Here is a 24389-nt window from a genome sequence, read left to right on the forward strand (position 1 = left end):
ACCTAACTCTTTTCGAGCATTGTTTTCATACATTTAAAAAGGAGTTGAAGTCCTTGATAGTGGAACAAATCATGACAAAAAACGTGTTTACTCTCTCCCCTAAAGATACGGTAAAATCTGCATTAACTCTTATGAGAGAAAATAAAATTCGCCATCTGCCCCTCTTAGATGGAAAAGGCAGAGTGGCTGGGCTTGTAACAGAGCGTGATATAAAAAGCGCTTTGCCTTCTTTTTTAAAAGGGGAAGCTCTGGAAGAACATCTTTATGCGCCTTTATCAACCTTAATGAACAGCAATGTGATTACAGGACACCCCCTGGACTTTGTAGAAGAAATCTCCGTTCTCTTTTATCATCATAAAATCGGCTGCCTTCCCATCATAAACAATCAGCAACTCGTCGGGATTATTACAAGTACTGATCTTCTCCACACGATGGTTGAATTGACTGGAGCAAATAAACCCGGATCACAGATCGAAGTCCGTGTAAAAAACCGTCCAGGAGCTTTGTATGAAGTCACCGGCGTCTTCCGTATACACCTTGTTAATGTCCATAGCGTCCTTATCTATCCTGATCCAGATGATGAGGATTACCAGATCCTTGTTTTCCGGATCGCCACCATCAACCCGATCCCCGTCATTGATGCTTTAAGGAAAGAGGGCCTTCATGTGCTGTGGCCAAACATGCCAGGGATGTCACCATGAAAAACGACTCTGTATTCATCTACTCCGACAATTTATTGAAATATCGATTTTCGGAACACCATCCGTTCAATCAATTCCGTTTAAAACTGACCCTCGAATTGTTGGAAGCACTGGAAGCAATATCTAAAAGCGAAATCGTGGAGCCAAGGCAGGCAACCGATGATGAATTGATGCTGAATCATGACCCGTCTTTTATTCAGGCAGTAAAGCAGGCTGGGATCGGAAACCTGTCCAATGTTCGTGCAGAGAGTTTTGGGCTTGGTACCGAAGATACTCCAATTTTTCCGGGGATGCATGAAGCCAGTTCATGGATTGTCGGTGGCACTCTTACGGCTGTTGACTATGTGATGGAAGGTCGAACAAAGCATGCCCTGAATTTAGGCGGGGGTCTGCATCATGGTTTCAGGGGAAAAGCATCCGGTTTCTGTGTGTATAATGACTGTTCCGTGGCCATCAAATATATTCAAAAAAAATATAAGGCTAGAGTACTTTATGTCGATACGGATGCTCATCACGGCGACGGTGTGCAATGGTCTTTTTATGATGATGACAGTGTCTGTACGTTTTCCATTCATGAGACAGGAAGATATTTGTTTCCCGGAACTGGGCAAAGTAATGAATGGGGCCAAGGAAAAGGCTATGGTTTTTCGTTCAATATACCATTGGATGCATTCACAGAAGATGATTCATTTGTTGATGCCTATACTGGAGCCTTTAAGGAAATTGCCGAATATTTCAAGCCGGATGTCATCCTGACTCAAAACGGGGCTGATGCGCATTACTATGACCCGCTCACCCATTTATCTGTGACCATGAAATCATACCGTGAGATTCCCAAGATTGCTCATGAAGTTGCCCACCAATATTGTGAAGGAAGATGGATCGCTGTTGGAGGCGGCGGTTATGACATTTGGCGGGTAGTCCCGCGTGCATGGTCCCTTATTTGGCTGGAAATGACCGGACAACATGTTTCTGGACCCCTTCCGGAAAGCTGGATCAAAAAATGGCAGCCCCATACTGGGCTGCCACTCTCTGAACAATGGGGCGATCCTCCGGATATGTATAAGCCAATTCCAAGAAAACAGGAGATTACGGAAAAAAATCAGCAAACTGTTGATCGGTCTTTACTTTATCTACGAGAGCAGCTAAAACAGAAAAACAAAAGTCCGGACAATTGAAACGAGCCTGTCCGGACCCCTTATTTTATCTTGCTTATTTTGTTGAACCTCTCAACTCAATCCTATGAGGGAGAACGACAATATTTTCCTGAACCTTCTCTTTGTTCATATACTTGGTCAGAAGCCTCATGGAAACTGCCCCAATATCATATAGCGGCTGAACAATAGAACTCAACTGAGGGCGCACCATGAGTGCAAGCTTGGTGTTGTCTGAGGTAATGACCTCAATGTCTTCCGGAACGGACAATCCGTCATCCTGCGCACCATGCATGACACCCAATGCCATTTCATCATCGCCTGACACGATGGCTGTCGGCCTGTCATTGAGTTCTTTTAGCTTTTGCCATCCTTCCAGACCTGATTCATACGTATACCCACCTTCAATGACATAATCGTCACGGAGTTCCAAGCCGGCTTTTTCCAAGGCCTGTTTATAGCCGACAAGTTTTTCACCGTGGTTGATCAAGTCGCGCATCGGTCCCATCGCAAAAGCAATTTTTTTATGGCCCTTTTCAATAAAATAAGTTGTTGCATCAAAAGTTGCCTGGCGATAGTCAATATTTACAGATGGTATTGTCTTGGTTTCCTCAATTGAACCCGCCAAGACAATAGGTACTGGCGAACGTTTCAATTCCTGTACGAAGTCATCTGTAATATTTTGACTCATGACGATGAGCCCGTCGACTTGTTTACCAAGCATCGTATTCAACAGATGCAGTTCTTTATTTACGTTTTGGTCGGAGTTACTCAAGATAATATTATACTTATACATCGTAGCAATGTCCTCGATTCCTCGGGCAAGCTCCGCGTAAAAAATATTGGCAATATCCGGAATAATTACTCCTACAGTTGTCGTTTTCTTGCTGGCAAGACCACGGGCAACTGCATTTGGTCTGTACTCCAGCCTTTCGATCACTTCAAGCACTTTTTTCCTGGTGGCCGGTTTTACGTTTGGATTCCCGTTAACCACTCTCGATACAGTGGCCATTGATACATTTGCCTCACGCGCCACATCATATATCGTAATATTCATCCTTATCACTCTCCTGTATACAACTACGCCAACATGGTTATTTTAGTTTCATTTATTATATATATTTTTCTATTCTTTCATAATCATACGCCAGAGTATCATTAGCTTGCAAACCTTTGTACTTCTCGTCATGAAAAATTCACAAAAAATAAGGACGGCTTAAAGAATAGCCGCCCTTTACTTATGGATCTATAGAGTTATTCACTGATTTGCCTTTTTAGAAATTTCATCTTCTGTTTGCGAAGCTGATGATTGGGCCCTGTCAACAGCTTTTTTTGTATTGTCCGCAGTCAAGTCGACTGTCTTATGAACGGTTTCCTGCAAATCATCCGCACCTTTTTTTGCATTTTCTGCTACTTCGTCGACTGACGTCTTGGCAGTATTGCGGATTTGATCAGCTTTATCTTTTACCGTTTCAGCCAGGCTATTGCCCTTCTCCATGGCCGTCTGGCGGATTTGGTTCGTTTTTTCCATTGCGGTGGATGTCAGATCTGAACTTTTTTCCATGACCGTCTCTTTCCATTCACCGGATTTTTCTCTCAGAATATCCACTTGTTCGCTTAAATCACTGCGCAGTTCCCTGCCGGATTTCGGAGCGATCAATAAAGCAGTAGCTGCTCCTACAATACTTCCTACCAATATTCCTGTCAGAAAATTACCAGTACCGTTTTCTTGATTGTTCATTCTATATTCATCCTCCTTAATAGATTGAATTCGCCTTACCCTTTTCCGCCTTCCAACTGTTGAGTATGGATGACAACCTCTGATTGGTTGTCCTTGTTTTTGTCGTTTGATTTTTTCTTCTCTGTCCATCTATCTTTCAGTTCTTTTAAAGCGGTGCCCCATTGAACAATTTGAACGATTTTATCTTCGTTCCTTACTACGGCGGAAGATACAGATCTCGTTACTTTTTGTAAAGAAGTATTCAGATCCGAAACCGTGTTTCCTACGCCTTGAACAGCATGTCCAACACCTTGGATACCATCAACCACTGTTTCCAGTTTTTCTGTTTTTTGCTGAATATCTTCAGCTAAGGCGTTCGTTTTATGTAGGAGCATCGTTGTTTCACCCGTAACTCCCTTTAGTTGATTTTCAAGCCCATCCAATGTTTCTGATACACTTTTCAATGTTACTGTCACTGCTTTTAACGTTTTTGTCAAGCTGACTACAAGAATTAAGAATGCGATCGCTATCAAAGCTACACTTAAATAAAGAATGATTTTCATCAGTACCTTTACACCTCCTGTATACAACAACTCTACCCCTGTTTATTATAAATTAAACAGACACTTAAACATCTTCTTGACTAAACTCAACATTCCCTTTATTTTCCCTAAAAAAACATAAAATCTTCACTTTTTCGATAAAAAAAGAAGATGCAACAAACGCACCTTCTTTTTTTATCGTAGACAGGTGACAGATCGCTTATTGAGCTTTTTTCAGCTGTTGCTGCAGCAGGCTTTCATATGCGACCTGAAATTTCTGTATATCTCCCGCCCCCATGAAAATTAGCACCGAATCATCAAGCATCAAAAGAGGGGATGTGTCTTCTTCTTTAAGGATTTCTGCCCCTTCAATTTTTGCTTTTAAATCGTCTATTGTCAGTTCTCCATGATTTTCGCGGGCCGAACCGAAAATGTCACATAAGTATACCTGATTTGCTTCGCCTAAACTTTCACCAAACTCCTGTAAAAATGTCCGGGTTCTTGTAAAAGTATGAGGCTGGAACACAGCGACAATCGGACGATCCGGATATTTCTGCCTTGCTGCATTGATCGTCGCTTTTATCTCAACTGGGTGATGAGCGTAATCATCAATAAGGATTTGGTTCCCAAGCCGTTTCTCAGTAAACCGACGTTTCACTCCATTGAAAGTCAATAATTGCCGCTTCAAGATTTTCGTGTCCAGCTCTTCATAGTGACATAGCGCAATTACAGCGAGCGCGTTTAATATATTATGATCCCCGTACGCAGGAATTTCAAAGGATGCATAAAAGTGATTTCGTACAAACACATCAAATTTTGTCCCAGCCGTTGATTTTTCAATATTTCGTGCTTGGAAATCATTTCCTTCTCCAAAGCCGTAAAACAGGACGGGGACGCCTGCCTGGATCTTTTGCAGCTGTTCATCATCGCCGAAAGCAATGATCGCCTTATTGACCTGCAGGGCCATCTCTTGAAATGCCTGAAATACATCATCCACATTGGTAAAGTAATCGGGATGATCAAAGTCGATATTTGTCATAATAGCGTAGTCAGGGTGGTATGATAAAAAGTGTCTGCGATACTCACATGCTTCAAAAACAAAATAAGCCGCATTCCTTTCCCCTTTTCCAGTACCATCCCCAATCAAGAATGAAGTGGGTTTCGCACCTTTCATAACATGAGCAAGGAGACCAGTCGTCGATGTTTTTCCATGTGATCCCGTAACCCCGATGCTTGTAAAGTTTTTCATGTACTCGCCCAAAAATGTGTGATAACGGATAACTTCAATTCCCTGTTTTAATGCCTCATCAATTTCTTCATGTGAATCTGAAAAAGCATTTCCCGCAATTACAGTCATTCCAGGTTTTATATTTTCACGATTAAAAGGTAAAATTTTTATTTTCAAATCATCAAGCGCTTCTTGGGTGAAAAAATATTTTTCCACGTCGGACCCCTGCACCTTATATCCCGAATTGTGAAGAATTTGTGCGAGAGCGCTCATTCCGGTGCCTTTGATACCGACGAAATGGTATACAGTCATAGCAGAACCTCCAGCGATCGTCTATCTGTATGTATTATATGAAAAACATTGAATTTTGCTCAAATGCCATTCAGCCTTGGTCTTCTTATTATGAACTGCCGGCTATACTCGTATGTAGGCATTACAGATAGTTTTTTATTATGCCATTATAACATTGATTAAAAACAGTTACTATTCATTCGTTGTCTTTGTATCAAAAAGCGAACATCAGTCGACCTTTTCAAGCCGCGGGTTGGGACGATATCTTCTTCCCGCCTTCGCAGAATGCTCTCCGTTCAATAACACACAGTCTCCAGTGAAACCGATATTGATTTTTAACAAGCTGCTGCCTATCCCGTACATATCGACCGGGACTCCCAGATTTTCAAACTCGGTAATTCTCTCCACATTAAAACCGCCTGAAACCACAATTTTGACATGTTGGAATCCTTCGTGATCCAAAGCTTCTCTCAAGGCAAAGATGAGCGTTGCATTCACACCGCGCGGATCAAAGGTGCCAAGCAAATGTTGATTTCTAAGAAAGTATTTATCGATCATAGTTCTTGATGTGTCCACCCGGACCCCTTTCAGCTCTGAACCAAATTCGCGGGCAAGTTTTAGAGAATCGGTGATAACATCATTATTATAATCGACAAGCGTTAATAGTTCATCTTCAGGAAATGTTTCATGGTATGCCTTGGCGGCTGCTACAATATCACCGCTAAAGAGCTGTATCATTGCATGAGGCATCGTTCCCATACCCTTCTTCCCCCACCATTCGTTCATCGCCGGTGTTGCCTGGGCTGTCGATCCCCCGATATATGCAGCATATCCATCACCGGCCTGCTGTGTGAAATGGTCGTCACGATCCCCCATAAATATCACGGGTTTTTGTTTACCAGATATGGCTGCCGCCTTTGAAACATTATAGACATTTGTTGCCACGGATGTACGTCTTGAAAGGATGCCATCAATGATTCCCTCAAGGTAGCCGAAGTTCTGGTAAGGGCCCGTTACAGTAAGGACCGTTTCAAAAGGGGTTATCTTATCTCCATCCTTCAGCGAATAAATTTCCAGGTTTTCAGGATCTTTCGCGAAATTTTTCAAAAGGGCAATGGCTTCGTCTGTCCCACATAGAACAGCTTCTTTCCTTTGAAAAAATTGCATTGTCACGATGTTATCTTTTTTATAACGCTCTGCGATTTCTCTTGTTTTTAAAAAATATACAGCCGAAAACCAGCCATCTTTCACACGCTCATCAAATTTAAAGGTTTTATTGGTCAATCTCTTTATTTTGCCCTGAAGCTTCAGTTCGATTTCCTTCATGTCGGATACTCCTTGTGCTACTTTAATCTCCATTAAAAAAGGGGAAGCCTTAGTTCCCCATTAACAAATAGAATAACATTTTATCCTCTAATGTACTAGAGAATCTTTCAATAAATCGAGCTCCGCCTCTTTTATAAGTACGTCTCGAGGTTTACTTCCGTTTGCACCGGAAATGACTCCCTGATCTTCCATCATCTCCATCAATCTTGCAGCACGGTTATATCCGATTCTGAACTGTCTCTGTAATAACGAAGTGGAGGCATTTCCTTGTTTTACCACAAACTCGCATGCATCCATCAAAAGTTCATCTTCATTTTCCTGGATTTCAGCTTTCTTCAACAATTCCTCCTGTTGAAACAGATAGTTCGGCTTGCCTTGATTACGCACATGTTCAATAACCTGATCAATCTCTTCATCTGAAACGAATGTTCCTTGGAGCCTTACAGGTTTGACTGAGCCGTTATTTAAAAACAGCATATCCCCGCGACCGAGCAACTTTTCCGCTCCGCTTACATCAATGACGGTCCGGGAGTCCACTTGGGAGGAAACGGCAAATGCGATTCTTGTCGGCACGTTTGCTTTAATCAGCCCGGTGATGACGTCAACGGAAGGCCTTTGCGTCGCAATGAGCAAATGGATGCCGCATGCCCGTGCCTTTTGAGCGATCCGGCAAATCGACTCCTCCACTTCGGCAGGTGCCACCATCATCAAGTCTGCGAGCTCATCGATGATGATTACAATATATGGAAGGTGTTCGCTTTTTTGCCCTTTTGTTTTTGCCAGTTCGTTGAATCGGCCAATATCGCGAACCCCAGCGTGGACAAACAGTTCATATCGTCTCTCCATTTCATCCACTGCCCATTTCAAAGCGGCAGTCGCTGCTTTTACATCAGTGATGACTGGACTGACCAGATGCGGAATATGATTGTACGGCGCAAGTTCAACCATTTTTGGATCAATAAGCATCAGTTTCAATTCATCAGGCCTTGCTTTATAAAGGAGACTGACTAGGATAGAGTTGATGCAGACACTTTTACCTGATCCAGTGGCCCCTGCAATCAAACCATGGGGCATTTTCCGCAAATCCGTAACAACCGGTTCTCCTGAAATATCAAGTCCAAGCACGGCGGTCAAAGGGGATTCGGCTTTAGAAAAAGCTGTTTTGCCGATGATCTCACTTATTTGAACCGGCCGGCTCTCTTTGTTTGGCAACTCGATTCCAATTGAACGTGTACCTGGGATCGGAGCTTCCATTCGGATATCACGCGCAGCCATACTTAACTTGATATCATTGCTCAAATTTGTGATTTTATTGACCTTGACCCCTTTATCCGGCTGCACTTCAAATCTTGTGACAGAAGGGCCTTGGCTGGCATTGACAACCCGTGCCTTCACGTTGAAGTTTTCCATCGTTTCATCCAAAAGAGTGGTCTGTTCGTTCAGCCACTCAGTATTCTCCTCTTTAAAAACGGGAGGCTTTAATAGCTCCAATCCCGGCAATTCATAATGCACAGTTTCCGAAGAAGATTTCTCGGTTTCATCCGTTACTTTTGTCGCGGACAAAACATTTTCACCTTTGTCTTTTTGCCTCTCTTTTTGCTTTTGCCACCTCGTCCTGTCCTGTGAAAGCATCAACACATTAAAAGGCAAATGCGATCTGGTTGGTCTTTGATTATTTTCTTTTACTTCCTCATCTATTGTTGGTTCTTCCTTTGTTGGCTCATTCGCTTCAGTTTCCTCATTCGAAATCATTTCAGCTCTAGATGCCAGCTCATTCGCTTCAGTTTCTTCGCCTGAAATCATTTCAGCTGTAGATGCTGTCTCATTTGCTTCAGTTTCCTCATCCGAAATCATCTCAGCTGTACCTGCAGGCTCTTTTGCTTCAGTTTCTTCATCCGAAATCATCTCAGCTGTACCTGCAGGCTCTTTTGCTTCAGTTTCTTCATCCGAAATCATCTCAGCTGTACCTGCAGGCTCTTTTGTTTCAGTTTCCTCATCCGAAATCATCTCAGCTGTACCTGCAGGCTCTTTTGCTTCAGTTTCTTCGCCCGAAATCATTTCAGCTGTACCTGCAGGCTCTTTTGCTTCAGTTTCTTCATCCGAAATCATCTCAGCTGTTGCTGCTGTCTCCTCCAATGCAAGTTCGATTGAGGTTTCGGAACCTTTGGAACCGGAAAAATCATCCCCAAGTGTTCTCTCCTCATCATCCTCTTCAGCTTCGGCCGATGGCAGCGGTTCGTTTTTGGAGTCCTGATCGGATTCGTATTCAGATTCACTCGATACAGGCATTTCTTCTTCCAAATTTTCTTTCGGATTGTGAACTTCTTCAACAGAGACCGATTCTTCCGGCAATAGCAGTTCATCTATTGCTTCAGACTCCGTTAAATCTATCTCATCTAGAGCCATCGAAGAGTCCTCATCTGTTGCTTCGTCATCTTCATGAGAATCTGCAAGAAAACGATCTGGTATTTTTTCTTCATACTCCTCATTTATTTCTTCTATCTCCTGGTCTTGGGTCCATGTTTTTATCTCAAATGGTACATTTTGTGCTTCCACTTCATTTTCATCGTATGTTTTTACTGCAGATTCAAATTCAGTGTCGATTGCGTCAGACTCTGCGGACCATACGTCCAAAACTTCTTCTCCATTAACCGCCTTTTTATTTAACTCCCCCTGTTCACCCTTTTCACTCCTAGATGTCGACTTATAATGAGTCAATTCGGATTCAGGAGTGGTTGACGTATCTTTTCTCTTTACCACCGGTCTGTTAAATCCATATATGGGCGAAGGGGTGTGAGTTGGTTTAAATGGCTGGCTATTTTTCGGCTCAATCTTCCTGCTTGCTGTTTCTGTCGTCATTCGGCTTCCTTGACGTTGCTGCCTGACTTCAGGAGCTTTTCTTCCGTTGTTTTTATGCGGCCTGTCCTCCTGCCTCCTTTGTCTGCCGGAAACGGGTGTTTCGGGCTGATCCTTGATCAAAGGAAAACGAAACTCCCCTTTTGGATATTGGTAAATCATCCGTGTTTTCATCTCATGTTGTTCATTTTTACGATTTTCTTCTGTATGTGACTCTATATGTTCAATTTGTTCATCCATTGCTTTATCTGAAAAAAAATTTGAAAGAAATTTTTTCCACCAGTGCATATTCAACCACTCTTTCTTTCATTTAAGGTAATATCTGTCATCCATTCATTATAACAAAAAAACGAATAATAATTGATGGGTTTGGAACATTAAAAACGATTTTAAAAAAGGAGGTTACTAAAATGAAATTTATAAAACCGTTCATTTTTGCAGGTTTAATATCTGTGGTACTGGTCGGATGCGGCACCGCAAATAATAACGACCGGTTTACAAGTGATGACAACCGTCCTCTTGGAGTCCGTTACGACCCTACGGATAACCGTGACGATGCTGATAACATGAACGACGGCATCGGGGTGAACGATAACCGGAATGGTGTAAATGATAACAGAAATGATGGACTTGACAATGCAGGAGACAATAACCGTAACATCGACCTTGCAGATGACGTTGCCGACAAAGTGACCGACTTGAAAGAGGTTGACGATGCAAGTGTACTTGTAACGAACCGCAACGCCTATGTAGCAGTGAAGCTCAGTGACCAGGGTAACAGAAAAATGAACAATGATCTACAGAAGAAAATTTCTCGTACGGTAAGAGATACTAAACATGATTTTGACAATGTGTACATTTCCGAGAACCCTGACTTTTACGACCGTATGAGAGGATATGGGAATGACATTCGGAACGGTCGTCCAATAGGCGGTTTCTTTGATGAATTTACCGAGACTGTACAACGTGTATTTCCTAACGCCAGATAAATAAAAGGGCAAGCATCCGTTTAACAACGTACAAATTGGAGCACTCCCATCGAGATAAAGAAAAAAAGAAATACGAGTATACCCGCTTTTCGGCGCAAAGCTATACGATGGAAAGAAGGGTAGTTTGCCTTCTTTAACTTGCTCCGATAGCACTCGTTAACTTATTGAAATCCCTCTGCTTTAACTTCCTTGAAAAAGTCTACACAGGGAAAGCGGAAGTTTTCGAGGAAAGGTGAGTAGGGTTTCCCCAGTCACTGGGCACTGGAAGTAATTACCTAAAATGCCGAAATTTCACAATGAAATTTCGGCATTTTTCATTCGTTGCATTATGCGTCGGAGACCATGTCCCATTCATGTATTTCATAAGTTCTAGCATCATTTACAACATAGGGATCTTGCTTTACCCATGACTCAACTTGTTCAAGATTTTCACCTTGATAAATGACAAGGCCGCCTGCTCCGTCAGTAAAACGGCCAAACATTGCCACTTTCTTTTCTTTTTTCATCCTTGCCAGGAATTCCAAATGTGCCGGCCGGTGCTGCTGGCTTTTTTCTTCATCCTTCATTGGTAAAAAAACAGCATAATAGTTCATTCTTCTCCCTCCAACTTTACTTTTATTGACGTATTATATCATGCCCACAAGCCTTGTTAACAGCCGGCTGTTAGTTCACTCTTTTTACATCACCGGAACCAACAAGAACATTATGTAAATTATCTACGGCCAATTCCGCCATTTTCATTCTAGTCGCTATGCTGGCGCTCCCAATATGCGGCAAGGTGACAACATTGGGGAGTGTCAACAATGGATGGCTGAGATCCATAGGTTCTTTTTCAAATACATCTAATCCCGCAGCCCATATGGTTTCATTTTTCAATGCAATATATAGGGCGGATTCATCCACAATTCCTCCTCGGGCTGTATTGATCAAAATAGCAGTCTTTTTCATAAGCGCCAGCTCTTTGGCAGAGATCAGATGATGGACCTTTTCGCTGTACGGCAGTAAAATGCTTATAAAATCCGATTCTTTTAACACCTCATTTAGTTCTGCAAATCGGGCGCCGGTTTCTCCTTCTGCAGAAGGCTTTCGCGATCGGTTATAATAAAGAATATTCATTCCGAATCCGGCTGCTCGTTTTGCAACCGCCTGTCCAATTCGGCCAAAACCGACGATTCCAAGCGTCGCTCCATGGATATCCATGCCTGTCAATTGCAGCGGAGACCATGTTTCCCATTTGCCTTTACGGAGATAATCGGATGCCTCAACCAGCCTTCTTGCTGTCGCCATCATTAAAGCAAATGTCAGATCAGCCGTTGTTTCCGTCAAAACCCCTGGTGTATTTGTAACAATAATCCCTTTTTTAGAAGCTGTCTCCACATCGACATTATTATAGCCAACCGCCATGTTGCTTATCACTTTTAGATTCGGAGCAGCATCCATCACCTCTTCATCTATCGTTTCGGTCAACATACAAAGCAATCCGTGGGCATCGCTTACCCGTTCAAGCAATACTTGTCTCGGAACTGCCTCTTCTTCTTGCTCCCACATGATAACATTAAAGTTTTCCTCCAGTTTTTTTACTGTACTGGAGGGAAGCTTTCGCGTTATATATATTGTTTCTTTCAAAAGTCTTTCTCCTCTCCATATTCCTTTTTATCATCTTACAGTATTATTTCGACCACTTGACGCAAATTTCCTTTTCAGCAAGCTCACAAGAAACTATACTCATGGAGAAAGGAGCTGATGCAGTGAAGGTTCATTTGAATATCGATCCCGGCGTCGAAGAAGATGAAATCGTGATATCTATCAAAGAAATGAATACAAAAGTGGAAAAAATATTATCCATCATAAACGAAGATGATGCGAACGAGTTCATCCCCCTACAAAGGGAGGAGCGGATATATTTAATGGAGCCAAAGGAAGTTTCCCATGTTTTTTCAGAAGATAATAAATGCTTTGCATTCAAAGGCAAGGAGAAATACCGTTATAAAGAAACTTTGAAGCAATTCGAAGAACAGTACAATCATCATGATTTCATAAGAATTTCTAAATATTGTCTCGCAAATATAACTTGGATGGAATATTTTGAAGCCACTTTCGGAGGGAGCTTAGTCGTTGTCTTCAAAAACGGTGAAAAAGAGATCGTTTCTCGGAAATATGCAAAGGAATTAAAAAAATCACTTTTTAAGGAGTGAATCATTATGCTGGTCTTGAAAGCAATCAGAAATATCTTAATCGGTTTCGGTATAGCAAATATTTCTCTGCTGATCTTCATTTTATTTGCCGGTTCTTACGGTTGGACCCAAATGGATATGGCGTTATTAAGAACCCAGGTCATTGGAAGCATGGCTTATGGAGCTTTGTGCGGAATCGTTTCCCTGGTACATGAAAGCAACCAATTGTCACTGTTTACTAAATCAAGTATTCAATTCTTTGGTTTTGTGGCTGGCTATGGAATATTCGGATACTCTTTAGGTTGGTTTCATTCCCTTGAAAACATGCTCCTTATGTTCGGAATCTATATCGTTATTTATGTGCTCATTTGGCTTTCATTCTATTTTTTCCAAAGGAGATTGGCCGACGAGTTGAATAAAGGGATTAAATAGTGACCGGAATTTTTGAAGAGCGTTTTAAAAGAGATTGAGCAGCCGGTATGTCCCAGGCATCCGACTGCTCCGACGTTCAATAGCTTTCGTATTTTTTAAAGGAGAAAATGGACAGCAGCACCAAACCAAATATCAAAGCTAAGCTTACAAACATCATCACCCCAATAGATTCTTCCCACTTGCCAGTCAGCAGTACGCTGCCCGCTTGATTTAGGGCATTGGCAGGACTCCATCCCATATATTTCGGAAAAAGCGTACCGAGAATTGACAAGGTGGCGACTGTCATGATACTCAGCCCGGCGATTCCTCCGTTTTTCTTCATCAATGTCCCGAGGAAAAGAGTAATAGATAGGGTCAATAAAATCCAAAGACTGTAAACTCCCAAACTGGAGATGAACCTTTTAAATTCCACCTGATTGAATAAGAGGTTCGTATAATAATAGGCCAGACCATAACTTAAGGCAAACGAAAGCAGAAAAATCAATGCCTGAGCCACCCATTTACTGAAAATATATTCAAAAGGTTCAACAGGTCTCGCCATAACCAGCGAGAGTGAATCGCTGTTGCGCTCATTTGATATGACACCCATTGCACTCAAAACAAAAATGGCTGTCCCGATCATCCCGAATTGCGATAAAGTTCCCGCTAAGACTTCCTCACCGGATGGAACGGGAAATTCGATGACGGCACCGTCCGGAAGATTGCCGGCCATTTCCAAAATCTCAGGCATGAAGTACGTACTGATTGGCTGGGAAACAGCTAATAAGGACAAAACGACAGGGAGCCAAATAAGCTTCTTGTCACGCCAAGCCTCCAGCCATTCTTTTTTAAAAAGGGTTGTAAAAGTTCTCATTGTTCCATCAACTCCAGATAAGCATCTTCCAATGTACGTCCATTTTCAGCAAATTGAGTGATCGTGAAACCTTTTGCCATACAATCTCTTAGCAAATGGTTCCGATCATCCGAATTCCTAAGTCTGAGTTCAACCAAGCATGGTGAAGAAAAAGAACATTCCGCAATATAGTCTTTTGATCTTAGCCATTCTCCCATTTCTTCCTTTGTCTCCAAAATTACACGATTTTCTCCCCGGATGTTCCTTAGATCAACAAGATTACCGCTCCACTTCATTCTCCCGCCTTTTAACATGATGATCTCATCACAAACCTGCTCAGCATCATGCAGCACATGAGTTGAAAATAATATGGCCATCCTCTTTTTCAGTTCATTCATTATTTCCAGTACATCCCTTCTGCCGGAAGGGTCCAGGGCAGAAACCGGTTCATCCAAAATCAATAATTTTGGTTCATGAATCATTGCCTGCGCCAAACCGAGCCGTTGCTTCATCCCTCCGGAAAAACCCCCTATCTTTTTGTTCTTTGCATCTTCTAACCCTGCAAATGAGAGCATTTCTTCGATTTTTTCCTTTAATTGTTTTTTGGGGATCTGAGAAAGCCTTCCTGAAAACTCCAGGTATTCTTTCGCACTCATCCATGAAAAAAAAGCGGGGTATTGCGGCAAGTATCCAATAAACCTCCGGTCGATATTTTCCTTGCCCCCAAACCGAATATTCCCGGAAGTCGGAGTCAATAACCCTGCGAGCATCTGCAATGTAGTGGTTTTCCCCGCTCCGTTCGGTCCCAGCAAGGCAACACATTCATTACCTTTTATGTTTAGGTCTAACTGCTCTACCGCCGTATGAACTCCAAACTTTTTTGTTAACTTTTCTACTGTCAGTAACATGTAATGTCTTCTCCTAACCTTGTTTTTTCCGGCCGATGATAAAATAAAGAACCGGTCCGATCAAATTGATAAAGAGGATAATAAGGACCCACACCCATTTGGGGCCGTTTGTATTCTGTTCCTTAAGGCAACTGATAAGAGCCGTAATCACCAATATAAGATCTAATACGATAATGGGAGCAACTAATTCCCATGAAATTGGCATAACAATCCCTCCAAACCTAATGATTCATTTTTTTCCTGTACGGCCTGATCACAATAAAATAATAAAATATAGACGGAAATGGGAACTGGATCAATCCCCATACCCCCCAAAACCAAGCGTATGCCCCTTTTTTCTTGGCATCTATAAAAAGAAGGATACTTTGTGTCAACATAATGGGAGATACCAACACAAGTGCAAAAAGCTGTTCAGAATCCATCATCCAACACCTCACTCAAGCTCCTGCGGCGTTTTTTTTCTGCAGTATAAATAATTGGAATGGCAATAAAAGCCATTATCTGCACCCATAAAAAAACCACTGGAACCCTTAATGAGACAACGAAGTACGTGGCCAAGATGATCAAGGCTGTAAAAATAAAGATGGCCAGTTCACGCATCCACGCCTTTTTACGCTGTCTTTTGAACTGAGTCAAAGTATGCATCAGCTCGTATTGCCGCGGGGCTTCAGCTTGATGTGCATCCTCCAGCTTTTTCATATCATGCATTAAACGATCTATCCAATCTTTTTCATTGCCTTCCTTCAATCAGACCACTCCTTTCGTATTTTGCTTAGCCCGGTATGCACCCGGGACTTGGCAGTCCCTTCTTTAATATTCAGCATCTTGGAAATTTCGGCATAAGAATATCCGTAATAATGCCTAAGCAGGATTGGAGCTTTCAATTCCGGATCAAGTCCCGAAAACAGTTCCAGATCTCCCGTCCAATCCTCTCCCTTCAGGGAAAGCTGCCATTTCATTTTTCGAATCGCTTCATTCCTTGCTTTTTCAACAATCCGCCTTTGTCTCTTTTCTTTTCGTTGCTGATCTAAATACAATCTTGAAGCTATGGCAATCAGCCAAGTCGAGAATTTTGATTCCTCTTTAAAGCTATGCAAATGAGTGTATGCCTTGATCATTGTTTCCTGTATCAGATCTTCTGTAACATCCGGACGGAGACTCAGCTTGATTAAATATTTATATAAAAACATATAATTTTCTTGAAAAAGATGCGTAAATGCTTCATCTTTTCCCTTTCTCGCTTCCCTGATAAGATCCTTTTCCACTTCTCTTTCCAACCAACGCCAAGCCCCCTTTCTTTGCCTTCGATGATATGACGTAAGTTTAGCAGAAACCGTTCATTTAAATTTAAATGTTTTTTACATGATCCTTTTCAACATTGTTTGCCCATTTTTTTACAGGGTAAGTATCATGGAGAAATAACTTACCTGGAGGTTTTTATGGAAGTAAAAACGGTCGGTATTGTTTCTTCACCAGAACTCCCATATACGATTGCCAACATCATAAAAAAGAAATTTAAGCACGACCTTTCCAATTATATTGCAGAGGGCAAGTTTGAATGGCAGGTAGAAGTTGAACTTGATCTGCTCACTGGGGCAACTGAAAAGGTTGCGGAAGTTTTAGAAGCTGCTGAACATCTGAAAAAAAGGAACGGCTGGGACTTTGCCATATCCCTGACAGATCTGCCGATATATAACGGAAAAAGCATCGTACTTGCCGATGCGAATATTACTGCATGCACAGCTCAAATATCATTGCCTGCTTTCGGTTGGAGACCGACGCCAAACCGGGTTGAAATCATCATGCTTCATATGATAAAGGAATTATATTTCAGGCAAACGGAAGAGTATGAAAGAAATGATTTGGAACAAAAAGGAATAGGGCCGCGTGATCACAAAAAACAGAAAAGTTTTTTTAATAAATTGGAGAAGCCTTTCCGATTCTCCGCTGTTCGAAGAATAGAATCGTCAAATAAGTCGGGTGAAACAACAGTCCGTTTTATCATCGTGCCAAAACTAAATGGATTGGCAAGGATTTTATTTGGGATGACCATTGCCAATCGTCCGTGGACCATATTGCCTTCCTTTAAAAATGTTGTAGCCATCGCTTTTGCCACCGGAGCATATGGCCTTATATTCCCGACACTTTGGAAGCTCAGCATTTCTTATGAAATCTATCGGTTCATCGGTCTCACGGCAACTGCTGTTCTCGGGATGGTTATTTGGATTATATTTGCCCATGACTTATGGGAGAAAAAAAGCAATGAAAATAAAAATCAGCTCAGGTGGATGTATAACTCAACGACAGTCCTTACATTAGGTACGTCGGTCGTTATATATTATATTGTGTTATTTTTACTCTTTCTTATCGCAGTCTCTGTCTTTGTTCCTCCGGACCTTTACCAAGCTGAGGCTGATAAAGCTGTAGGACCGCTGAATTATTTAAAACTCGCTTGGCTCGTCACCTCTGTTGCCACATTTGCTGGTGCAATCGGAGCAGGACTTGAAAATCCTGAAAGAGTCCGAAGAAGCACGTACAGTTATAGACAGTACAGCCGATATGAGGAGATAAAGGAAAAAGAAAAAAGCGGGAGGATGAAAAATAAAGGAAAAGACGATTCGTAATGAAGCTATAAAACTTTTAAAATAGTGTACGTTTAAGAAACGATGTTTAGAGAACGGCAGCATAAACAAAGAATTAAGTTATATTATCAAGTAGAATAAAAGGCATGCCGTGTTCCCACGGCATGTTTAATGGTTACTTAATAAATTAAAATGAGCCATATATACAGACCGGCCAATGTAATCAGAAGCGTCGGAACAGTTAAGATGATACCAACTTTAAAGTAATACCCCCAAGAAATATGTACTCCCTTCCCCTTCAACACATGCAGCCATAACAATGTGGCCAATGAGCCGATCGGGGTGATTTTTGGCCCCAGATCTGTCCCGATGACGTTTGCGTAAATGAGCGCCTCTCTCACAATTCCATTTGTATTTGTCTCATCTATTGCCAGCGCATCAATCATGACAGTAGGTAAATTGTTCATGATGGAAGATAAAATGGCCGCTATAAAGCCAGTTCCTACCGTAGCTGAAAATAACCCTTGATCCGCTGTAACCTGTATCATTTTCGCCAATAGATTGGTCAATCCTACATTTTTTAGACCGTAAACGACTACATACATTCCGATTGAAAAAAACACAATGGCCCATGGTGCTCCTTTGAGGACAGCTTTCGTCTGAATCACTGGACTACCTTTGGCAATGATTAAAAACAGGATAGCCACCGCCCCCGCGATGAAAGAAACAGGAATATGAGTCATTTCGCTGCCAAAATAGCCAATGAGTAATATGGCCAGTACTCCCCATGAAATGCGAAACAGCCGAACATCCCGGATCGCTTCCGAAGGCCTTTTTAGCCGATTCATATTATACACAGATGGAATGTTTTTCCGAAAATATATGTACAGTACCAGAATACTGGCTGCCAGGCTACATATATTGGGCACAACCATGCGAGTGGCGTATTCGGCAAAACCGATACCGAAAAAATCGGCTGAAATAATATTCGTAAGATTGCTTATGATAAAAGGAAGCGAAGTAGTATCGGCTATGAAGCCCGAAGCCATAATAAATGGAAGAATCATTTTATCCTGAAAGTCCAAGGCTCTGACCATCGCAAGGACGATCGGCGTTAAAATTAAAGCTGCACCGTCATTGGCAAACAATGCAGATACTATTGCCCCCAAAAGGGCGACAAGGACAAACATTTTCACTCCGTTTCCCTGGGCGAACCGGGCCATATGCAGAGCAGCCCACTCAAAAAATCCAAGCTCATCCAAAATCAGGCTGATAATGATCAGAGCAACGAACGTAAGTGTGGCATTCCAAACAATGCCGGTTACATCTGCAACGTCACGCAGCGAGACAACTCCGGCAAGAAGTGCCAGGATTGCCCCCATACAGGCTGACCAGCCGATGGACAGCCCTTTTGGCTGCCAGATGACAAATATTAACGTGATAATAAAAATGGATACAGCTAAAAACACAGACATTGACGGGCCACGCTCCATTCAAAAGATGCTTTTATTATAGCGTTTCTCAAGAAAAAGTTGTAATAATCAGAGAGTTCCCAGCAAAAAGCTGATTTTCCGAATCAGAAAATCAGCTTTTTCAACCTTCTCTATTTTACTATCAGAACCGGACTTTCAACCCTTTTAGCCACTTTATGACTTACGCTGCCAAGGACCATTTCCTGAAGAGCATTCAAGCCCCTGCTTCCTACTATCACCATATCACATGTACTTTTATTGGCGTATTCCACAATAGCAGGCCCCGGATCACCATGGAGCATCGTTAATTTATAAGGGATGTCTTCCTTGACAAATACATCCTCAACCGGGACCAATTGTTTACGGCGATCCGCTTCCAGCACTGCGCCGTCCCGGCTTTGTAAAACCTCGCTTTTGGATTTGGAATAGTCCACAACATAAATAATTTCAACTACGGTGCCCTCAGCCAATCTTGCAAGTTTTGCCGCCTCTTTCGCCGCACGGATTGAGTTTTCCGATCCGTCGGCTGCTACTAATAATCTTTTATACATTTCTGTATCCCTGCCTTCTCTTAAAGAAATTCCTATATTTCGGCTTTACCATGCACAGCCAACCGATTATATAGTTTGGAACTGGACTGATTCAGCCCCAACAGACTGACAGTTATTCCATTTTCTTTCAATTTTAATATGATTTTGTCTATGGCCGCAACTCCTGAATCATCCCATACATGTGATCTGCTGAAGTCAATGTCCACTTCTTTTACTCCTTCGGGAACTTCGAAAGCTGAAGTCAGGTCATCAACAGAGGCAAAAAATATCTGCCCGCTCACATGATAAACACGCCTGCGGCCTTCTTCGAACATTTTCACTTTTACTTTAGAGATTTTGGAAACGAAGAAAATCGCACTTAAGATGACACCGGAAAAAACACCTTTTGAAAGATCGCCGGTTGCCACAACAACGGCTACTGTCACTACCATGACAATAGAATCCGTGATAGGCGCTTTTCTCAAGTATTTAAAAGAGCCCCAATCAAACGTTCCGATTGATACCATCATCATGACGCCGACCAATGCAGCCATTGGAATTTGAACAACAATGTCACCAAGAACAAGGATGAGGAACATTAAAAACGCCCCTGCCACGAATGCTGACAGTCTTCCCCTTCCACCGGACTTCACATTAATGACAGACTGTCCGATCATGGCGCATCCTGCCATCCCACCAAAAAAACCTGTTACAAAGTTTGCAATTCCTTGTCCTCTCATTTCCATATTCTTGTCGCTTGCAGTATTGGTCATATCATCCAAAATAGATGCAGTCAGCAGCGATTCCAGCAAACCGACAACAGCAAGGGAAATAGAATACGGGAAAATAATTTTCAAAGTTTCAAAATTAAAAGGGACATCCGGAATTAAAAATGTAGGCAACGCCGCAGTTAAATGGCCCATGTCTCCAACCGTACGGACATCACTTTTTGTAGTGATGGCGATCACCGTGATTATGATAATGGCTACCAACGGGGATGGAACGACTCTGGTTACCCTAGGAAACAGATAAATAATAGCGAGCGCTCCGGCAACCATTGCATACATAGGCCACTTGGCTCCTGTAAATTGCTCAAGCTGTGCCATAAAAATAAGTATAGCCAAGGCATTGACAAACCCAATCATTACGGGCCGGGGAACAAACTTCATAAACCTTGCCAATTTGCAAAGCCCAAAGAGGAATTGGATAATCCCTGTTAAAATGGTAGCTGCCAGCAGATATTTCAAACCATGGTCAGCGACCAAGGAGACAACCACCAATGCCATTGCTCCTGTTGCTGCCGATATCATGGCAGGACGCCCTCCGGCAAAAGCGATAACAACTGCCATCGTAAAAGAAGCATATAATCCTACCATCGGATCAACCCCCGCAATGATTGAAAAGGCTATAGCCTCCGGGATCAATGCAAGGGCAACTACAATACCGGATAGAATATCACCTCTTACATTGCCGAACCATTGCTCTTTTAATGATAAAACCCTCAATCTATCATCTCTCTTCAAAATAAAAAATTGACCATGAACTCTCATCATGGTCACGACGAAAAACATATTAACATATTCAACAATACTTGTCATTACCTTTACAACAAAAGGATTTATGCCATCTTAAGAGGAAAAGCTTGTCCTTCTTCATATTTTTGACCTTCCAAAACAAGAATCCCTTTTTTCTCAGGAGCATTCGGCAGCCCAAGCTCTTTTGCCGAACAGATCATTCCACTTGATGCTATACCTCTCAGTTCCGCATCCTTGATGATCATTCCGCTTGGCATAACAGCTCCCACCTTCGCCACAACTACTTTTTGTCCGGCCTCCACATTAGGTGCCCCACAGACGATTTGGAGTTCCTCAGTACCTACATCCACCTTGCATATGCTAAGCTTGTCTGCGTTCGGATGTTTTTCTTTTTCCTTAACATACCCTACAACAAACTTGGGTGACAGATCCGCTTTAACCCGTTCAACAAACCCGTTTTTAGTGAGAGCCTCATTAATCTTTTCAACCAGCTTTTCACTCAGTTCAACCTGCCCTTTTGCGGCCACATCCACATAATTCGAAGCATTAAAAAGGTTGAAGCCTCCTGTAACATTTGATTTTTTATCAAATATCCTGACAGCGTCCCCTTTTCTTTCGAATGTACGATTCTTATCATCAAATTCGTTCATTACAATAATTAACGTATCACCTACGCCACCACGATTGTAAAAAACATTCATTCCCCTTACTCCTTCCCATCTTCCATTCGTTGGTTTTTCCCTAAAATAAAGACTGGTTCAAGCTTTCCTTCTTCATAAATAAAAGAAAGTGCAGTAATTGGTACGAGACCTTTTGTGAAAAAACTCATGGTCATTTGTGCCAATATATCATAACCGGTCTTGTTCCGGATATCCGCTATAATCAATACATCTTGATGCGGAACAGCTACAGCCATGTCTCCCTTGATCTGCCCGGCTTTGTCCTCCAGAAACTTTTCATTTAAAATACGGCTTGCATCGTACCCATCATTTGTATTTAAAAAATAAAAGTCATTGTCCGCAACCGTATCTTTTTTCATTGCAGTGGAAAGCGAGCGCACGTTAAACCGGGCGATTTCCCGGATTTCCTTCGGATCGAGTCCTTCCTTTTCAATGAGTTGTTCATCGATCAACCTGTATGTCTTTCCGAGATCAAGCGCATAAAAGATCCTTGTTTCGGCTGTATGTTCATCTGTCAAAAATTTATTTCCATTTTCAGATTCCACAGGAAATGAAGTGGAGCGGATCACAGGATAAATTTTTTTCTCACTTCCTGCAACTGTCTGCTCTTTACCCATGACATCCAATGCCTCTTCTACATAATAAACCACTTCATCAATAGCCTTTTCTTTATGTTCATGCCACTTGGCGACAATACCAGGCAACGCAATGTCGATTCCCTTACCTGTTCTTTCATTCTCAATACGGAGACTTTCCTTTTCACGGTCATATGTAAAAGTTCGGCCTTCTTTTTGAAGCCGACTTTCCAGCTCTTTGCTCATTTTCCGTTCATTCATTTTCATGATTAACCCTCCTTGGCAATATGGGCTACATTACATAATACACGAAAACTCCAATTGCCAAAAGAAAGAGGCATGTTCCGTATCCGCGAGATGCCTCTTACTATTTTAAGCTGTCTTCGTATTACACCAATTCTCAATAAAAATATACGCCTTCACAGTGTTACATAAATTAGTGTACGGCATTATTTCTACCATATCCGCCCAAAAAAAGAATGGAGACGCATTTCTCCATTCTTTCATCTTTTCATATTAATTAGACAGACCATTGATAAAGTCCTCAATCTCTTCCAATGTCTTACGGTCTTTACTCACGAATCGTCCTGCCTCTTCACCTTCATGATAAGCGATAAAGCTTGGAATACCGAAAATATTTAACTCCTGGCATAGCTCCAGATATTTATCCCGGTCAACATATATGAAATTGTATTCGGGATAATCTGCTTCCAATCGTGGAAGGACAGGGTCAAGAAACCTGCAATCCGGGCACCAGTCCGCAGAAAACATAAAGATCGTCCGTTCTTCATTCTTCATTTGTTCAAACTGTTCTTTTGATTGTAATTTCTCCATATCATTTACCTCCAGTATTGATGAGCATTTGGCCCGGCTTGATCCAGCCGCGCTTTCTCATATATTCCGATATGATTAAGCTTATCACAGCAGGCCCGATAAAATGGAGTACAATGACTTGGATCAGTACACTGGCCGAAAAACCCATCGTTGTAAAGGTCATGATTTGCCCCACAAATCCACTGGTTCCCATACCGGCGCCCGCTGCGTTACTGGACATTCTCCATACAGTTGCACCAAAAGGAGCCAGTATCATTCCTGCAACAGTGGGAGGTATCAGTATGAGCGGGTAACGGATAATATTGGGGACTTGCAACATCGAAGTTCCAAGTCCTATGGCAAGCAAACCGCCGACTTTGTTTTCCCTGTAGCTTGCAACTGCAAAACCGATCATCTGCGCGCTGCAGCCGATGGTGGCAACACCTGCAGCAAGTCCATTCAAATCAAGCATCATGGCAATAGCCGCACTTGAAATGGGGGCCGTCAGTGCAAGCCCCATCAATGTTGCCACGACAATTCCCATGACGATCGGGCGTTGATCGGTCGCCCACATGATCCAGCTTCCAAATACTGTCATGAATTTCGATATGGGCGCGCCAACAAACTTTGCCACGGCAAAACCTATACAAATGGTCACAAATGGTGTCACAATAATATCGACTTTCGTTTCTTTGCTGACCATTTTTCCTATTTCAGTAGAAACCAAAGCAGCCACATAACTTCCGGCAGGACCGCCAAAAGCTGCTCCCGCCGCCCCTGTTGCCACGGCTGCAAAGATAACGAGAGGAGGCGCGCCAAGCCCAAAAGCAATCGCTGCACCTATTGCCGGTCCCATCAGCCCCATTGCCATTTCGCCCATCTCTACAAAGAATGGCCAATTTAGCTGCTGTCCCGCTGTTTTTATGATCAACCCAATAATCAATGATGAAAATAATCCAAGTGCCATATAACTTAAAGCATCTATAAAATATGCTTTGGCAGTAAATTGAACCCCTTTGCGCTCTAAAAACTTTTTCATTCCATATCCC

General features: G+C 42.2%; 27 protein-coding genes. 6 read left to right on the forward strand and 21 right to left on the reverse strand.

Annotated elements, in window-relative coordinates; genetic code table 11:
• Positions 1-53 precede the first annotated feature (53 nt).
• Together C509_RS0112910 and C509_RS0112915 are read left to right on the forward strand one after the other, a co-directional pair.
• A complete protein-coding gene (locus C509_RS0112910) occupies positions 54-701 on the forward strand; it encodes an acetoin utilization AcuB family protein (RefSeq protein ID WP_018707357.1) in 648 nt (215 codons plus the stop codon).
• Positions 698-1879 carry an acetoin utilization protein AcuC gene (locus C509_RS0112915; protein WP_018707358.1) on the forward strand — a complete coding sequence of 394 codons (1182 nt, stop codon included), beginning with the start codon at positions 698-700 and terminating at the stop codon, positions 1877-1879. The genes C509_RS0112910 and C509_RS0112915 overlap by 4 nt, the downstream gene beginning before the upstream one ends.
• A gap of 34 nt (positions 1880-1913) precedes the next feature.
• Here C509_RS0112915 and ccpA read toward each other — a convergent pair whose 3' ends face one another.
• From ccpA to C509_RS0112945, 6 genes are all read right to left on the reverse strand, one after another.
• Complete coding sequence (ccpA, locus tag C509_RS0112920; protein WP_018707359.1) at positions 1914-2912, reverse strand: catabolite control protein A; 999 nt, start codon at positions 2910-2912, stop codon at positions 1914-1916.
• A 201-nt stretch (positions 2913-3113) separates the two neighbouring features.
• On the reverse strand, positions 3114-3596 hold the full coding sequence (locus C509_RS23940) for a YtxH domain-containing protein (RefSeq protein WP_018707360.1): 483 nt from the start codon (positions 3594-3596) through the stop codon (positions 3114-3116).
• Between the two features lie 35 nt (positions 3597-3631).
• The gene (locus C509_RS23945; protein WP_033370112.1) at positions 3632-4138 is read right to left on the reverse strand and encodes a DUF948 domain-containing protein; all 507 of its coding nucleotides are present in this window, start codon (positions 4136-4138) and stop codon (positions 3632-3634) included.
• A 199-nt stretch (positions 4139-4337) separates the two neighbouring features.
• On the reverse strand, positions 4338-5657 hold the full coding sequence (gene murC / locus C509_RS0112935; protein ID WP_018707362.1) for a UDP-N-acetylmuramate--L-alanine ligase: 1320 nt from the start codon (positions 5655-5657) through the stop codon (positions 4338-4340).
• Between the two features lie 207 nt (positions 5658-5864).
• A complete protein-coding gene (locus tag C509_RS0112940; protein WP_018707363.1) occupies positions 5865-6962 on the reverse strand; it encodes a nicotinate phosphoribosyltransferase in 1098 nt (365 codons plus the stop codon).
• A gap of 87 nt (positions 6963-7049) precedes the next feature.
• Positions 7050-10058, reverse strand: coding sequence for a DNA translocase FtsK (locus C509_RS0112945; RefSeq protein WP_245542478.1), 3009 nt, complete (start codon positions 10056-10058; stop codon positions 7050-7052).
• 170 nt (positions 10059-10228) lie between these two features.
• On the opposite strand from C509_RS0112945, the gene C509_RS0112950 reads away from it, so the two are divergent.
• On the forward strand, positions 10229-10807 hold the full coding sequence (locus tag C509_RS0112950) for a YhcN/YlaJ family sporulation lipoprotein (RefSeq protein WP_018707365.1): 579 nt from the start codon (positions 10229-10231) through the stop codon (positions 10805-10807).
• 326 nt (positions 10808-11133) lie between these two features.
• Here C509_RS0112950 and C509_RS0112955 read toward each other — a convergent pair whose 3' ends face one another.
• Positions 11134-11400, reverse strand: coding sequence for a YciI family protein (locus tag C509_RS0112955; protein ID WP_018707366.1), 267 nt, complete (start codon positions 11398-11400; stop codon positions 11134-11136).
• Between the two features lie 70 nt (positions 11401-11470).
• A complete protein-coding gene (locus C509_RS0112960; RefSeq protein WP_018707367.1) occupies positions 11471-12433 on the reverse strand; it encodes a 2-hydroxyacid dehydrogenase in 963 nt (320 codons plus the stop codon).
• A gap of 122 nt (positions 12434-12555) precedes the next feature.
• Here C509_RS0112960 and C509_RS0112965 point away from each other — a divergent pair, with 122 nt between their 5' ends.
• Together C509_RS0112965 and C509_RS0112970 are read left to right on the forward strand one after the other, a co-directional pair.
• Positions 12556-13002, forward strand: a complete 447-nt coding sequence (locus tag C509_RS0112965; RefSeq protein WP_169509210.1) for a LytTR family DNA-binding domain-containing protein — start codon at positions 12556-12558, stop codon at positions 13000-13002.
• Positions 13003-13008: 6 nt separating this feature from the next.
• Positions 13009-13413, forward strand: coding sequence for a DUF3021 domain-containing protein (locus tag C509_RS0112970; protein ID WP_018707369.1), 405 nt, complete (start codon positions 13009-13011; stop codon positions 13411-13413).
• 76 nt (positions 13414-13489) lie between these two features.
• Here C509_RS0112970 and C509_RS0112975 read toward each other — a convergent pair whose 3' ends face one another.
• Genes C509_RS0112975 through sigY form a run of 6 tightly spaced genes read right to left on the reverse strand, consistent with a single transcriptional unit; the run spans position 13490 to position 16430 of the window.
• Positions 13490-14266, reverse strand: coding sequence for an ABC transporter permease (locus tag C509_RS0112975; RefSeq protein ID WP_018707370.1), 777 nt, complete (start codon positions 14264-14266; stop codon positions 13490-13492).
• Positions 14263-15153 (reverse strand): ABC transporter ATP-binding protein, encoded by an 891-nt coding sequence (locus C509_RS0112980; protein ID WP_018707371.1) that lies wholly within the window; start codon positions 15151-15153, stop codon positions 14263-14265. Before C509_RS0112980 ends, C509_RS0112975 begins: the two co-directional genes overlap by 4 nt.
• Positions 15154-15166: 13 nt before the next feature.
• A complete protein-coding gene (locus C509_RS0112985) occupies positions 15167-15358 on the reverse strand; it encodes a PLD nuclease N-terminal domain-containing protein (protein ID WP_018707372.1) in 192 nt (63 codons plus the stop codon).
• Between the two features lie 16 nt (positions 15359-15374).
• A complete protein-coding gene (locus tag C509_RS0112990) occupies positions 15375-15578 on the reverse strand; it encodes a hypothetical protein (protein ID WP_018707373.1) in 204 nt (67 codons plus the stop codon).
• Positions 15565-15900, reverse strand: a complete 336-nt coding sequence (locus C509_RS0112995) for a YxlC family protein (RefSeq protein ID WP_018707374.1) — start codon at positions 15898-15900, stop codon at positions 15565-15567. The genes C509_RS0112990 and C509_RS0112995 overlap by 14 nt, the downstream gene beginning before the upstream one ends.
• Positions 15897-16430, reverse strand: coding sequence for an RNA polymerase sigma factor SigY (gene sigY / locus C509_RS0113000; protein ID WP_018707375.1), 534 nt, complete (start codon positions 16428-16430; stop codon positions 15897-15899). Before sigY ends, C509_RS0112995 begins: the two co-directional genes overlap by 4 nt.
• 162 nt (positions 16431-16592) lie before the next feature.
• Between sigY and C509_RS0113005 the strand changes: the two genes are divergently transcribed.
• Positions 16593-17777, forward strand: a complete 1185-nt coding sequence (locus C509_RS0113005; protein WP_018707376.1) for a hypothetical protein — start codon at positions 16593-16595, stop codon at positions 17775-17777.
• A 137-nt stretch (positions 17778-17914) separates the two neighbouring features.
• Here C509_RS0113005 and C509_RS0113010 read toward each other — a convergent pair whose 3' ends face one another.
• From C509_RS0113010 to C509_RS0113040, 7 genes are all read right to left on the reverse strand, one after another.
• On the reverse strand, positions 17915-19210 hold the full coding sequence (locus tag C509_RS0113010; RefSeq protein ID WP_018707377.1) for an arsenic transporter: 1296 nt from the start codon (positions 19208-19210) through the stop codon (positions 17915-17917).
• A 128-nt stretch (positions 19211-19338) separates the two neighbouring features.
• A complete protein-coding gene (locus C509_RS0113015; protein WP_018707378.1) occupies positions 19339-19758 on the reverse strand; it encodes a universal stress protein in 420 nt (139 codons plus the stop codon).
• A gap of 32 nt (positions 19759-19790) precedes the next feature.
• Complete coding sequence (locus C509_RS0113020) at positions 19791-21242, reverse strand: SulP family inorganic anion transporter (RefSeq protein WP_018707379.1); 1452 nt, start codon at positions 21240-21242, stop codon at positions 19791-19793.
• A gap of 113 nt (positions 21243-21355) precedes the next feature.
• Positions 21356-21973, reverse strand: coding sequence for a YtpR family tRNA-binding protein (ytpR, locus tag C509_RS0113025; RefSeq protein ID WP_018707380.1), 618 nt, complete (start codon positions 21971-21973; stop codon positions 21356-21358).
• Between the two features lie 5 nt (positions 21974-21978).
• On the reverse strand, positions 21979-22794 hold the full coding sequence (locus C509_RS0113030) for a DUF1444 domain-containing protein (RefSeq protein WP_018707381.1): 816 nt from the start codon (positions 22792-22794) through the stop codon (positions 21979-21981).
• A 249-nt stretch (positions 22795-23043) separates the two neighbouring features.
• Positions 23044-23361 carry a thioredoxin family protein gene (locus C509_RS0113035; RefSeq protein ID WP_018707382.1) on the reverse strand — a complete coding sequence of 106 codons (318 nt, stop codon included), beginning with the start codon at positions 23359-23361 and terminating at the stop codon, positions 23044-23046.
• Between the two features lies 1 nt (position 23362).
• Positions 23363-24379, reverse strand: coding sequence for a PTS sugar transporter subunit IIC (locus C509_RS0113040; protein WP_018707383.1), 1017 nt, complete (start codon positions 24377-24379; stop codon positions 23363-23365).
• Between the last annotated feature and the right edge of the window lie 10 nt (positions 24380-24389).

The sequence above is a fragment of the Siminovitchia fordii DSM 16014 = CIP 108821 genome, assembly GCF_000374565.1.
GTDB lineage: Bacteria > Bacillota > Bacilli > Bacillales > Bacillaceae_C > Siminovitchia > Siminovitchia fordii.